The organism is Streptomyces sp. AK010 (assembly GCF_014207295.1).
Lineage (GTDB): Bacteria > Actinomycetota > Actinomycetes > Streptomycetales > Streptomycetaceae > Streptomyces > Streptomyces massasporeus.
The window spans coordinates 100,426-113,715 of record NZ_JACHCX010000002.1 but is presented as its reverse complement, the minus strand read 5'-3'; the positions used below and the strand labels follow the sequence as shown (position 1 = coordinate 113,715).

The 13,290-nt window shown below is 69.8% G+C and carries 10 protein-coding genes, 1 tRNA gene and 1 pseudogene; 4 read left to right on the top strand and 8 right to left on the bottom strand.

What is annotated here, in order from left to right:
- Window positions 1-79 precede the first annotated feature (79 nt).
- Together HDC93_RS03760 and HDC93_RS03755 are read right to left on the bottom strand one after the other, a co-directional pair.
- Window positions 80-538, bottom strand: coding sequence for a hypothetical protein (locus tag HDC93_RS03760; RefSeq protein ID WP_185007155.1), 459 nt, complete (start codon window positions 536-538; stop codon window positions 80-82).
- 1,018 nt (window positions 539-1,556) lie between these two features.
- Window positions 1,557-2,555, bottom strand: a pseudogene (locus HDC93_RS03755) (RHS repeat-associated core domain-containing protein); the annotation flags it as partial.
- On the opposite strand from HDC93_RS03755, the gene HDC93_RS03750 reads away from it, so the two are divergent.
- Window positions 2,526-4,154 carry a site-specific integrase gene (locus HDC93_RS03750; RefSeq protein ID WP_185007153.1) on the top strand — a complete coding sequence of 543 codons (1,629 nt, stop codon included), beginning with the start codon at window positions 2,526-2,528 and terminating at the stop codon, window positions 4,152-4,154. The pseudogene HDC93_RS03755 and the gene HDC93_RS03750 sit on opposite strands and share 30 nt — an antisense overlap.
- Before the next feature lie 128 nt (window positions 4,155-4,282).
- Here HDC93_RS03750 and HDC93_RS03745 read toward each other — a convergent pair.
- Window positions 4,283-4,356: transfer RNA gene (locus HDC93_RS03745), tRNA-Thr, on the bottom strand.
- A 309-nt stretch (window positions 4,357-4,665) separates the two neighbouring features.
- On the opposite strand from HDC93_RS03745, the gene HDC93_RS03740 reads away from it, so the two are divergent.
- From HDC93_RS03740 to HDC93_RS03730, 3 genes are all read left to right on the top strand, one after another.
- Window positions 4,666-5,754, top strand: a complete 1,089-nt coding sequence (locus HDC93_RS03740) for an ABC transporter ATP-binding protein (protein ID WP_031105478.1) — start codon at window positions 4,666-4,668, stop codon at window positions 5,752-5,754.
- A gap of 218 nt (window positions 5,755-5,972) precedes the next feature.
- The gene (locus HDC93_RS03735) at window positions 5,973-6,422 is read left to right on the top strand and encodes a hypothetical protein (RefSeq protein WP_175433275.1); all 450 of its coding nucleotides are present in this window, start codon (window positions 5,973-5,975) and stop codon (window positions 6,420-6,422) included.
- Window positions 6,423-6,521: 99 nt separating this feature from the next.
- Complete coding sequence (locus tag HDC93_RS03730; RefSeq protein ID WP_185007151.1) at window positions 6,522-7,253, top strand: nucleotidyltransferase family protein; 732 nt, start codon at window positions 6,522-6,524, stop codon at window positions 7,251-7,253.
- Between the two features lie 375 nt (window positions 7,254-7,628).
- Here HDC93_RS03730 and HDC93_RS03725 read toward each other — a convergent pair whose 3' ends face one another.
- The 5 genes from HDC93_RS03725 to ispD all read right to left on the bottom strand — a co-directional run bounded on the left by HDC93_RS03725 (window position 7,629) and on the right by ispD (window position 13,277).
- Window positions 7,629-9,317 (bottom strand): DoxX family protein, encoded by a 1,689-nt coding sequence (locus tag HDC93_RS03725; protein ID WP_185007149.1) that lies wholly within the window; start codon window positions 9,315-9,317, stop codon window positions 7,629-7,631.
- A gap of 128 nt (window positions 9,318-9,445) precedes the next feature.
- Entirely contained in the window at window positions 9,446-10,387 is a 942-nt protein-coding gene (rlmB, locus tag HDC93_RS03720) for a 23S rRNA (guanosine(2251)-2'-O)-methyltransferase RlmB (protein WP_185007148.1), read from the bottom strand.
- A gap of 128 nt (window positions 10,388-10,515) precedes the next feature.
- Window positions 10,516-11,928: a cysteine--tRNA ligase gene (cysS, locus tag HDC93_RS03715; protein WP_185007146.1), complete on the bottom strand. Its 1,413-nt coding sequence runs from the start codon at window positions 11,926-11,928 to the stop codon at window positions 10,516-10,518.
- A 100-nt stretch (window positions 11,929-12,028) separates the two neighbouring features.
- Window positions 12,029-12,523 carry a 2-C-methyl-D-erythritol 2,4-cyclodiphosphate synthase gene (ispF, locus tag HDC93_RS03710; protein WP_185007144.1) on the bottom strand — a complete coding sequence of 165 codons (495 nt, stop codon included), beginning with the start codon at window positions 12,521-12,523 and terminating at the stop codon, window positions 12,029-12,031.
- Entirely contained in the window at window positions 12,513-13,277 is a 765-nt protein-coding gene (gene ispD, locus HDC93_RS03705) for a 2-C-methyl-D-erythritol 4-phosphate cytidylyltransferase (protein WP_185007142.1), read from the bottom strand. Before ispD ends, ispF begins: the two co-directional genes overlap by 11 nt.
- Window positions 13,278-13,290: the final 13 nt, after the last annotated feature.

Genomic DNA, 13,290 nt, shown 5'->3' with positions numbered 1-13,290 from the left:
TCGACCAGCGAGCCCGGTAGCGGCACCCCCTTACCGTTACTAGCTCTTCGCATTCCCCCGCGTCCGAGCGCAACGGTTGTCATTCTGTGCGAGCCGAGCGAGTCCAATACTCGCGAATTAGAGTGAACTTCTCTTCGAAAGCAGCATCATCCGGCCGACCACTAAATGCGCCAGGTATTGCAAGCGACCGCCCACGCATGCGAACGATACGCAAGTCCCACCACTCTCCACTTCGTGTTTGATGGCGCCGCTTCTCGATATTGACAATTTCACCCCAAGGGATCGATCGGCGGCTAATGAAAGTGCGAAATACGATCCGATCTGATGTAAGGAGAGTTCGACCGTATCCCCGGTTAATCATATAGATGACCGAAAGCAGCCAGCAAATAGAGACGGAAAACACCCACCAGAATCGTTCGTCCGTCTCTGTCAGTGCCACCGCCACCCCCAAGCCACCAAAGATTGCCGTCAAGTAGCCAGTCCACCACCAATTCTTGCGTCGGGCGGCAGCGTCGAGAGCAATCCAGGTGTTATGCATGCGCGGATTCTACAGTCGCTGGATTCAAGCTGGAAGGGCGGCTTCACAGGCCGCAGCAGCCTCGTGAGCAGAGCGTTGGCGACGAAGGGACGTCGCAAACGCTCACCGTCACGGCGCTCAAGGGGGCACAACGTTCCTGCGCCTTTTCCGCCTCAGCCACCCGTCGAGCAGGGGCCTGCCGGTTCGGCAGGCCCCCATGCCCACGGGCGCCAGCGTTGATGCCGCGCGCCTGCCACAAATCACTCGCACCAGAAGCACCTTGACTTGCGGCATTTCACAGCGAAGTTCAGTAGTCGTCCCTTCCTGATGATTTCAGGTATCCCCCAGTAAGGGTTCCGATGGCGGTGACACCAATAGAGCTTGCATCAGAGACGCGGGCTATACCGCGGGCCCCTCCTGCAATTGCGGCGTCAACTACTTGCCGCCCGAACGATCCTGACGAATTGCGGAGCAGCGAGGACGCCGACTTACTGAGAGCCACGGCTCCACCCGCGAGGCCAAAGCTAGCCACACCCAGCGTGCAGCTGCCCCATTGGCTGGACATACATGCGTCAGCTGTTGTGGCAGCAGCTAGAGCGAGACCAGCAACCGTTGCCGCGGTAGCGATCCAACCCACCGGAGAAGCGAACGCAATTACGCCCAGCGCAACGCCAGCCCACCCTAGCGCCTTACTGTGGTCCTGCATAAAGTCGTGGGCTGCACCGACACCCTTCTTCACCGTGTTCTTGATGCTTCCCCAGAAACCGTCGTCCTTCTTGGGCTCGGGACCGGGATTGGGCGGCGGCGGGAGGGTCTTGAGCCAGCCCTTCGGAGCCGGCGTCGAGGGCAGGGTGATGTTGCGGCGGCCCGGGATGCCTCCGAGGCCGGTGGGCTTCATGCCCTTGACGAGCGTGGGGCGCTTTCCGCAGCGGCAGGCCCGGCGCGGGCCCTCATCGCTGCTGCCGGCGGCCTTCTTACTGCTGACCGGAATGCCGCCCCGGCACGTGATGCCATACTTCTGCGGCTCGTTGCACTCGGGGATGCCGAGGCCGGAGGGGTCGGCGACGGTCGCCGGGTTCTGGACGGCGTAGCTGTAACCGTTGAGGGTCTGGCCCACACCCGTCTGCAGCAGCGGGTCGACGCTGATGAACTGTCCGATCCCGGGATCGTACTGGCGCGCGTCGACGTGAGTGAGTCCCGTGCCGGTGTCGGTGGTCTTGCCGAGGAAACCCTTGTCGTCGGGCCACGCAGACCCGGTGACGCTGCCCCTGGGCGCGCCGAACGGGGTCATATAGCGCCGGGAGTATGCCTGGTCCGTGGCATCGATGGCGAGGGTGCCGGTGCCGTGCTGGTCGGCGACCAGGTAGCTCAGCTCGTTGCTGCCACTCTCGTTGGAGCGGACGGCCACCGTCACGCCGCCCGCGCCGTAGTGGCGCTGGCCCCAGGTGCTGCCGCCGGCCCGCAGGTGCAGTTCGGTCGCCCCCGCGTACAGGACACGTTCTCCGCCCTCGGTGGCACGGATCAGGAGGGTGCCGTCGGCTCCGTACAGGTAGTCCGTCTTCTTGCCGTCCTCAGTGAGAGTCGCCAGCCTGCCCTCGTCAGACCATGCGAGGTCCTGGGTGGCGGCGCCGTCGGGGCGGCTGGTGGTGTTTCCGGTGTTGTCGACCGCGAAGGCCCGCTCGGGTGCGGCGCAGTCGGCCTTGGTGCTGGTGCCGGTCAGGGCGTGCGGCTGGTTCTCCTTCTCGTAGCAGTAGGTCGTGGTGGTGGCGCCGGTGGCGGTGTGCTTGGTCTCCGTCGTGCGCTGGCCGGCGTCGTTGTAGGTGTAGCTGGACCAGTACGGGGCCCGGCCGCTCAGGCTGCTCGCGTTGCGGTTGTCGGAGCAGTTCTGTGAGGCAGGTGTCCACGCCTCGGTCAGGCGTCGGTGGCCGTCGTAGGCGAAGCATTGTGTCTCCGCGGAGGCGGTGCCGCCGAGGGTGCTGGTGTCGGCGATGGAGGTGACGTTGCCCGAATGGTCGTAGGCGTAGAGGAGGTCCCGAAGATTGGCAAGGAACTCGGCACCTCCTGCCCCAAGCGCAACAGCAGGAACCACTGCACCTACTCCATCCGCCAGGAACTCTCGCCGCGCGAGGACGGCAGCCGACGCTCCTTCGCCCGTGGCGGGTACAGCAGCCTCAAAGCGGCCCAGGCCGACCTCGACCACGTCCGCGCCCTCCTCGGGCTGGCCGAGTCGGACGACCCCGAGGGCACCGACCTCATCGCCGAGATGCTGGCCGAGGTCAGCCGCGACCGGTCGCCTCTGCCCGAGGTCGAGGAGACGCGGCGGCGTCTCAACGTCGGCCAGGACCTCATCGGCAGCCTTACCGTCGCCGAATGGCTCGACCGGTGGCTGGCCGGCAAGCGCATACGCAAGTCCGGCCTCAACCGCTACGAGACCGACATCCGCGTCCACCTGAAGCCGCGCATCGGGAACCGGCGTCTGGATCGGCTGCGCGTCAGCCACCTCAGCGAGATGTTCACGGACATCCGCGACGCCAACGCCCAAACCTTGGAGGACAACGCCCAGCGCCGAGCCGCGATCGACGACCTGGCGACCGTCCCGTGGAAGGGCGTGGAGAACCGTACGCGCCGCAAGGCGATGAAGGCCGCGATCGACGAGATGCCGCCCTTCCGCCGCATCACCGGTCCCGCTACTCGCCAGCACGTCAAGGCCACCCTCCGCGCGGCCCTGAACGACGCGATCGGGCAGCAGATCATCACGTTCAACCCTGCCGCCCACGTGGAGATCGATCCCGTACGCAAGCCGAAGGCGCTCGTGTGGACCGACGAGCGGGTCACCAAGTGGGAACAGACGGGCGAGAAGCCGTCGCCCGTGATGGTCTGGACGCCGCAGCAGACCGGCGCCTTCCTGGACTTCGTCGCCGAGGATTGGCTGTACGCCATGTGGCACCTGATCGCCTTCCGCGGCCTGCGCCGTGGCGAGGCGTGCGGGCAGCCCTGGTCGGAGACGAACCTCGACACCCACTTCCTCACCGTCTCCTCCCAACTCGTGCAGGACGGCTGGGAAGTCGAGGCATCCGACCCCAAGACCGACAGCGGTTCCCGCGTGGTCGCCCTGGACGGCGACACCGTCGACGTCCTGAAGCGCCACCGAGAACGGCAGGACAAGGCACGCGAGGACTGGGGCACGGCCTGGGTCGAGACCGGCCACGTCTTCACGCAGGAAGACGGCTCCTGGCTCCACCCGGGCAAGGTCACCGACCTCTTCGAACGCCTCGTCGCCGCGTCCGGCCTCCCGCCGATCCGCCTGCACGACCTGCGCCACGGCGCTGCCACCCTCATGCTGGCCGCCGACCTCGACATCAAGATCGTTTCGGACACCCTCGGGCACAGCGACACCCGCATCACGCGGGACATCTACCAGAGCGTCCTGCCGCAGGTCGGCAAGAACGCCGCCGAGGCGACCGCGAAGCTCGTCCCTCTCCAGCGCAAGACCGAGGCCGAGAAGGCGGCACGCAAGGCCGCGAAGAAGGAGCAGGCGAAGAAGGTGGCGGCCGAGAGCGCCGGCAAGCCGAAGGACAAGGCGAAAGGCCAGGCCAAGGTGGGCAAGAAGGCCAAGCGCCGGAGGCCCAAGAAGTAGGTTCCCGAGCGGCTCCGCTCACGCATCGCTCACGCACTCAGAGTCGCGGCACCCAAGCCGTCTGACGCGCCATGCCCCGGAGGCCAGAAAACCCCAGGTCACGGGCTATGTGACCCGGGGTTCCAGTGAGCCCCCTGTCGGATTCGAACCGACGACCTACGCATTACAAGTGCGTTGCTCTGGCCAGCTGAGCTAAGGAGGCGGGTGCCGTGTGGCGCGTTTCCGCGCGGGAAGGCGGCTCCACTGTACACAGAGCCCGTTACGCCGAGCCACGAAGTTCCGTTGCCGTAGGCCACGGCCGTCGCCCCGTGCCATGCGGCCGTGACGCGCCGCTTCGAAAATTTCCGCGAAGTTCACAGGCCCGGAACTACTGACAGACGTGTGAACGCCAGGTACCGTCCTGAGCCAGTTCACACGCGTGGACTACACCACAACGGAACACCCGTCGTGGCACCGCCTTCCTACTCGGATCGTCCGGCACGTTCCTGCCGGTAGAAGGGGTTCATTCACCATGGCCACTGTCTCGTTCGACAAGGCGACCCGGATCTACCCGGGTTCCACCAAGCCCGCCGTCGACGCGCTGGAGATCGACATCGAGGACGGTGAGTTCCTCGTCCTCGTCGGCCCCTCCGGCTGCGGAAAGTCCACCTCGCTCCGCATGCTCGCGGGGCTCGAGGACGTCAACGGCGGCGCCATCCGCATCGGTGACCGCGACGTCACGCATCTGCCGCCCAAGGACCGGGACATCGCCATGGTGTTCCAGAACTACGCGCTCTACCCGCACATGACCGTCGCCGACAACATGGGCTTCGCGCTCAAGATCGCCGGCGTCAACAAGGCGGAGATCCGGCAGAAGGTCGAGGAGGCCGCGAAGATCCTCGACCTCACCGACTACCTGGACCGCAAGCCGAAGGCGCTCTCCGGCGGTCAGCGCCAGCGTGTGGCCATGGGCCGCGCCATCGTGCGTGAGCCCCAGGTGTTCCTCATGGACGAGCCGCTGTCCAACCTGGACGCCAAGCTCCGTGTGTCCACGCGTACGCAGATCGCCTCGCTCCAGCGCCGCCTGGGCATCACCACCGTCTACGTCACCCACGACCAGGTCGAGGCCATGACGATGGGCGACCGCGTGGCGGTCCTCAAGGACGGTCTGCTCCAGCAGATCGACACCCCGCGCAACATGTACGACAAGCCCGCCAACCTCTTCGTGGCCGGCTTCATCGGCTCCCCGGCGATGAACCTCGTCGAGGTGCCGATCACCGACGGCGGCGTGAAGTTCGGCAAGTCGGTCGTCCCGGTGCAGCGCGACGCGATCGCCGCCGCCACCGACAAGACCGTCACCGTGGGCGTGCGCCCCGAGCACTTCGAGGTGGCCGGCGCTGACGCCGAGCTGGGCCTCGCGGTCACGGTGAACGTCGTCGAGGAGCTCGGCGCCGACGCGTACGTCTACGGCACCGCCAAGGTCGGCGACGACTCCAAGGACCTCGTCGTCCGCGTCAGCGGCCGTGACGTCCCGGAGAAGGGCAGCCAGCTGCACGTCGTGCCCCGCTCCGGCGAGACCCACGTCTTCTCGACGTCGACCGGTGCGCGCCTGTCCGACTGATCAACCAGCGAACGCACAACCCCGGGTGAATCACCCAGGTTGACGACGAGGGCCCCGCAGCGTGCTGCGGGGCCCTCGTCGTTGTCGACAAATACCCCGGCAGACCGGACGTTTCGAGCTGTGTGCGTCAACCCCTTACCCGGAAAGTGGCACTCTCTCATCCCCCGAACCGGTGACTAAATGTCTACAAACCATTACCGGGCGCTACCCTCACACGCGTGAAGCACTCCATGAACCAACAGACGCGACGCGGCCGGGGCCCCGCCCGCCGGATCGGCCGCACCCTCGCATTCGTCCTGCCCGTCGTCCTGGTGCTCTCCGGGACCCTCGCGGTCACCCGAGTCAACTGGTCGGGGAACTCCACCGACCCGGTGCTCACCGCCGCGGACACCTCCGTGGGTTCCCCACGGGCCGCCAAGCGCGCCCCCCAGGACGTCCTGCGCGACAAGCTGCTGACCGAACTGCAGGAGGAGGACCCGGGCGTCGCCCTCACCCACCTCCAGCAGGCCGTCAACGGCCGCCCGTCGCTGGCGAAGCACTGCGCGTCCATCGCGCGCGCCCTCGGCCAGGCCGCCGTCCGCGTCTACGGCCCCACCCGCGCCCAGTCCTACGCGCGCCCGGTCTGCGACACCGCCTTCGCCACCGGCGTCGCCGCCGCGCACAGCTGAGCGCACCGCCCTGCCGACGGGTGGGAAGTCCATTACGGCCGACGTGAGATCCATCGTCGGCCGCCGTCCCGGGCGGGACGCCACGTACAGTTCGTGTCCATGAGCGATCCGAGCGCCGCGTCCCGCCCCGTTCAAGCCGTCGTTCTGGCCGGTGGCCAGGGCTCCCGGCTGCGTCCGTACACCGACGACCGGCCCAAGCCGATGGTCGAGATCCCCGGGACGGGGACGCCGATCATCGGCCATCAGCTGTCCTGGCTCGCCGACGAGGGCGTGACGGACGTCGTGGTCTCCTGCGGCCATCTCGCCGAGGTGCTGCAGAAGTGGCTGGATACGGCCGAGTTGCCCGTGTCCGTCACGACGGTCGTCGAGCCCGAGCCGCTCGGACGCGGCGGCGGCCTCAAGTACGCCGCGGCGCACCTCCCGCACCCCGACCAGCCCTGGTACGCGACCAACGGGGACATCTGGACGCGGTTCTCGCTGCGGGACATGGCCGATTTCCACGCCGAGCGCGATGCCGTCGCGACGCTGGCGCTGGCGCGGCCCAGGCTGCCGTGGGGGGCCGTGCAGACCGACGGGTTCGGGCGTATCACCGACTTCATCGAGGCGCCGCCGTCGACGTTCGAGATCAACGCCGGCGTGTACGTCTTCTCCCCCGAGTTCGCCGGGCTGTTGCCGCACCGGGGTGACCATGAGCGGACGACGTTCCCCCATCTGGCCCGTGAGCGGCGGCTGGCCGGGTTCACGATTCCCCAGGGGTCGTACTGGCGGGCCATCGACACGGCGAAGGACCTGACGGAGGCGGCGAAGGAACTGGCGGCGTTGGGACGCTGAGGGCTCCGCCGGTTGGGCCGGGTGGCGAGCGGCCGCCTGCCCCGTCAAGGAGCCGGGGCGTTCAGGCGCCGAGACTCGGCCGGTTGCTTCCCGTCAGCGGCTGACCGTTCGTCGTGGCGTGTCACGCAGTTCCCCGCGCCCCTTGAGGCCCTTGCCCCCGAGCCCGTTGGCCCAAGAGTCTTGTCTCGTACGCGTGAGAAGGCCCCCTCGATGATCGAGTACAGCGAGGAGGCGCTGCGCGAGGCCGAGTCGGCGTTCGCGCGGCATCTGCGTCTTGGATTCAAGGGGTCCTCGCAACTCCCACAGATCGCGGGTGTTGCGAGGACCGTTAGAACCCAAGCGTGATGCGGGGCCTTCTGTCGCTCGGGTCGGGGGCTAGCCCAGGAGGCCGCCCACCAAGCCCGGGCGGCCCGTGGAGGACGAGCCTCCGGTTTCCGTGCCGCCTGTCGAGTCCGAGCCGCCCGTGGCCGTGCCGCCGGAGGTGGGGCCGGTCGTGGTGCTCGGGGCCTGGTTCTCCGGGGTGGACTGCTGGGGCGGGGCCTGACCCGCGGTGCCCTGGGTCTGGCTCGGGGAGCCACCGGTGACCGTGCCGATGTCGCGCGTGGCGCCAGGCCTGGTCGTGGTGCCCGCGCTGGGGCTCGCCGAGCCGGCCGTGGCGCCCTGGGTGGGCGAGGAGGAGGCCGGCGGGGTCCGCTTGTCCTGTCGCTTGCCGGGCTCGCCCGGGAGCGGGGAGCCGGGGAGCTCGTTGCGCGGGGCCTCCCCGGGGCCCGGGACGACGACCCGGTCGGCGTCGCGGACGGCCCCGCCGAGCAGCGAGCCGACGAGCAGGGTGATGCCGGTGGCGATGGCGGTGACGAGGGCGCCTCGGCGCAGCACGTAGCGGCGCAGGTCCCAGATGTCGGCGCGGGGGCCGAGCCGGCGCCATGCGCTGGCGGCGAGGCGGCCGTCGATGGAGTAGACGGGGGCGCCGGCGATGATCAGCGGCGACCATGCGGCGAGGTAGATGATGTCGGGGGTCTCGTAGGCGGGGACGCTCTTCCAGCTGACCGTGACCAGCAGCGCGGCCGACAGCAGGGCGCCCAGACAGGCGGCGACGCGCTGCCAGCAGCCCAGCACCGTCAGGACGCCGACGATGACCTGTGCGAAAGCGATGACCAGACCGGCGCCGACCGGGTGCTCTAGGGCGAACTGGCGCAGCGGCTCGGCGACTTCCCACGGATGCAGCGTGTTGAGCCACTTGACCATGGAGCCGCGCTTGCCGCCTTCGAAGTAGACGGGGTCGCACAGCTTGCCCATGCCGGCATAGATCGAGATGAAGCCGAGGAAGACGCGCAGCGGGAGCAGGACGACGCCGAGGTTCATCCGGCGGCCCGGGTAGTAGGCGTGCCGGACCGGGTCGTCGCCGTGCCGCTTGGCCCGGCGGCCGGTGTCGTCCGCGTCGGTGGCGGACTCCTCGAACTCGTCCGCGTAGGCCGGTTCGTCGTAGGCACTGCCGACGGTACGCGTGGGCGGCAGCAGCCGGGTGCCGTCGGCGGGCTCATGGGTGCGCTGGGGGCCGACGACCGGGGTCTCGGCGGTCCGGGCGAGGTCGTCCCCGTAGCCGTCGTCCCCGTAGCCGCCGTAGCCCGCGCCCTGGTAGCCCGGGCTGTCGTAGCCCGGTCCCACGCGGGAGATGACCTGGGTGGCTCCGGTGTCGGAGGCGGACTCTTCGGCGTGGCGGACGCTCTCGTGCCGCACGGCCTGCAGGAGCCGGTGCGCGCCGGTGTCGTCGGGGGCGGATCTGCCGCTCCAGACGACGGGCCGGCGGCGGGCGGTGGCCCCGTCCGCCTCGCCCCCCACCTGGGGGATGCGGGCGGTGTCCTCGGTGGCGGTCAGATGCCGTGCGATCCGGGGGGACTGGACGCGACGCGTCGATACGCCCAACTGCACGCGGAAGCTCGCGTGATTGACGATGACCTGCGCCGGGTCGCTCGGCACCTTCACCATGCTCAGCGCGGGAGCGTCGTCGAGTCCCGACGAGCGGTCCCCCGTGGGTGTGCGGGGTGTTCTGGTGTCCACACTCATCTAACCGAGTGACGTCGCGTTAGGACACTGCTTTGACCCGCCGGATCTGTCCGGACCCCGTCAAGCTCGTCCTCGTCGCCCCGGCGACACCGGAATTACCCCGCACGGGCGAAGTTCCGGACGCCTGTTCAGCTGCGTCGGCGGGCCGCCTCGTACAGCACGATCCCCGCCGCCACACCGGCGTTGAGTGACTCGGCGCCACCCGGCATCGGGATCCGCACCCGGTGGTCGCAGGTCTCCCCGACCAGCCGGGACAGCCCCTTGCCCTCGCTGCCGACGACGATGACGACGGGGCCGTCCAGCGCCGGAAGCTCGCCGACCTCGGACTCGCCGTCGGCGGCCAGGCCGACGACCGTGATGCCGGCCTTCTTGTAGGCCTCCAGGGCCCGGGTGAGGTTCGTGGCACGGGCGACCGGGGTGCGGGCCGCCGTACCGGCGGACGTCTTCCAGGCACCGGCCGTCATGCCGGCCGCGCGCCGCTCGGGGACGACCACGCCGTGCCCTCCGAAGGCGGAGACGGAGCGGACGACCGCGCCGAGGTTGCGCGGGTCGGTGACGCCGTCGAGGGCGACGATCAGCGGGTCCACCCCGTCGTCGTAGGCGGCGGACGCCAGGTCCTCGGGGTGGGCGTACTCGTACGGCGGGACCTGGAGGACCAGGCCCTGGTGGTTGAGACCGTTGGTCATCCGGTCCAGCTCGGGACGCGGGGCCTCCATGAGGTTGATGCCGCCGCGCTCGGCGGCGACCTGGAGGGCCTCGCGCACCCGCTCGTCGTTGTCGATGAACTGCTGGACGTACAGGGTGGAGGCCGGGACGCCCTCGCGCAGCGCCTCCAGGACCGGGTTGCGCCCGACGACCAGCTCGGACGTGCCCTTGCCGCCGCGGCCGCGCACGGTGGGCCGGCGGACGGCCTGCTTCGCCTTGGCGTTGGCGACACGGTTCTTCTTGTGTCCCTTGCGCATCTCGGCGGGCGGGGTGGGGCCCTTGCCTTCCAGGCCCCGGCGCCGCTGGCCGCCACTGCCGACCTGCGCGCCCTTCTTGCCGGACATGCGGCGGTTGTTCGCGGCCATTGTGCTCGTCTCCGTGAGGTGATGCGTACGTACGACTGCGTCCGTACGGCTGTGTATGTCTGTTCCGTCTATGCAGTGTGCCGCCCGGAGGCCCGGGCGGCACAGTCGATCAGCCCGTGGGGCTCGTCTCAGCGCGGGCCGAGGCTCCAGCGCGGTCCCTGCGGGCCGTCCTCGATGACCAGGCCGGACTGGCCGAGCTGGTCGCGGATGGCGTCCGCGGTGGGCCAGTCCTTGCGGGCCCGGGCGGCCTCGCGCTGGTCAAGGACCATGCGGACGAGCGTGTCGACCACGCCGTGCACGCTCTTGTTGAGCGCGGTCTCGCCGCGGTCGCCCTCACCGGCCCACTGGGGGTCCAGCGGGTCGAGGCCGAGCACGCCGAGCATCGCGCGGACCTCGGCGAGCCGGGCCACGGCGGCTTCCTTGTCGTCGGCGGCCAGCGCGCTGTTGCCCTGCCGGACGGTGGTGTGCACCACGGCGAGCGCCTGCGGCACGCCCAGGTCGTCGTCCATGGCCTCGGCGAAGGCGAGCGGCACCTCGGCGGCGGGCTCGACGACGCCGGCCTTCTCCACCACGCGCTGCGCGAAGCCCTCGATCCGCGCGAACGCCGACTCGGCCTCGCGCAGCGCCTCCTCGCTGTACTCGATCATCGACCGGTAGTGCGGGGTGCCCAGGTAGTAGCGCAGCACGATGGGACGCCAGCGCTTGACCATCTCGCTGACCAGGACGGAGTTGCCGAGCGACTTGGACATCTTCTCGCCGCTCATGGTGACCCAGGCGTTGTGCACCCAGTACCGGGCGAACTCGTCGCCGTAGGCCTTGGCCTGCGCGATCTCGTTCTCGTGGTGCGGGAAGACCAGGTCGAGGCCGCCGCCGTGGATGTCGAAGGCGGTCCCGAGGTACTTGTGGGCCATCGCCGAGCACTCCAGGTGCCAGCCCGGGCGACCGCGCCCGAACGGCGTCTCCCAGCTCGGCTCCCCCGGCTTCGCCGCCTTCCACATGGCGAAGTCACGCGGGTCGCGCTTGCCGGTGATGCCCTCCTCGGCGGGCTGCCGCATCTCGTCGAGGTCCTGCCGGGACAGCTCCAGATAGGAGGGCCAGGAGCGGACGTCGAAGTAGACGCTGCCGTCGGCCTCGTAGGCGTGCCCTCGCTCGATCAGGCCGCGCATCATCTCGACCATCTCGGTTATGTGGCCGGTGGCACGCGGCTCGTAGGTGGGCGGCAGGCAACCGAGCACGGTGTAGCCGTCGTTGAAGGCGCGCTCGTTCTCGTAGCCGATGGCCCACCAGGGGCGGCCCTGCTCGCCGGCCTTCCAGATGATCTTGTCGTCGATGTCCGTCACGTTCCGCACGAACGTGACGTCGTAGCCGCGGTACTCGAACCAGCGGCGCATGATGTCGAAGTTCAGCCCGGAACGGATGTGCCCGATGTGCGGGGCGGCCTGCACGGTGGCACCACACAGGTAGATCGAGACGCAACCCGGCTGGAGCGGGGAGAAGTCACGGATCTGCCGGGCGCTGGTGTCGTACAGGCGAATAGTCACCACTCCAGGGTAGTGGGCCCCGGGGTGTGCATCAGGACCTTCACCCCGGGGGCGCACATATTCGTGACATCGGCAATGGGAACGCCCCGGGCCCTTGTCTTCAGCCGGTGCGCACGACCAGCGCGGTGGCCACCGCCATCAGCCCTTCCTCCCGGCCGGGGAAGCCCAGGCCGTCCGTCGTCGCGCCCGACACCGACACCGGGGCCCCGGCCGCCTCCGACAGGAGCTTCTGGGCCTCGTCCCGCCGCCTGCCGATCTTCGGGCGGGGGCCCACCACCTGTACGGCGATGTTGCCGATCCGGAAGCCCGCCTCGCGCACGATGCGCGCGGCCTCGGTGAGGAGGGTGACTCCGGAGGCGCCCGACCACTCGGGGCGGCCCGTGCCGAAGTGCTGCCCGAGGTCGCCGAGACCCGCGGCGGAGAAGAGGGCGTTGCAGGCGGCGTGGGCGACGACGTCCGCGTCGGAGTGGCCGGCCAGGCCCGGGCCCGCATCCTCCCACTTCAGGCCGGCGCACCACAGCTCGCGGCCCTCCTCGAAGGCGTGAATGTCGGTGCCGATGCCGACCTGGGGCAGAACAGGCTGGTCAGAAGCCATCGTTGAGCCTCCTGCGGGCCAGGACCGCCTCCGCGAGGACCAGGTCCAGGGGGCGGGTGACCTTGAAGGCCTCCTCGTGACCGGGGACGGCCACGACGGTGAGGCCGAGCTGCTCGACCATGCCGGCGTCGTCGGTGACCTCGCCGGTCACCGTCTCGTGCGCCCGCACCAGCGTGGCCCGGTCGAAGCCCTGCGGGGTCTGCACCGCCCGCAGCAGCGAGCGCTCCGGCGTGGCGACGACCGGCTCGGGCTCACCGGGGGTGCCGGCGGGCTCGACCTGCTTGACGGTGTCGGCCAGCGGCAGCGCCGGGACCACGGCCGGTGCGCCGTCCCGTACGGCCTCGATCACGGCGTCGACCGTGTCCACCGGCACCAGCGGCCGGGCCGCGTCGTGGACCAGCACGATGTCGTGGCCGGGCGGCAGCGCGTCGAGGCCGAGCTTCACGGACTCCTGGCGGCTCTGCCCGCCGGGGACGACGAGGAAGTCCGTCCGCTCGGGCAGCGCGTGCGCGTCGAGCAGCGACTTGACCTCGGCGGCACCGCCGGGCGGGGCCACGACGACGACCAGGGAGACGGCGCGGGAGGCGGCCATCGCCCGGACCGCGTGGATCAGCATGGGCGTACCGCCCAGCGCGCGGAGTGCCTTGGGGGCGCCCGGGCCGAGCCGGACACCCCGGCCGGCGGCCGGGATCACGGCCGCCGTACGGGCCGTGGAGGGGCCTGCGGGCGGCGAGGGACGCGAATCGTCAGACATCGGTTCCTGTCAG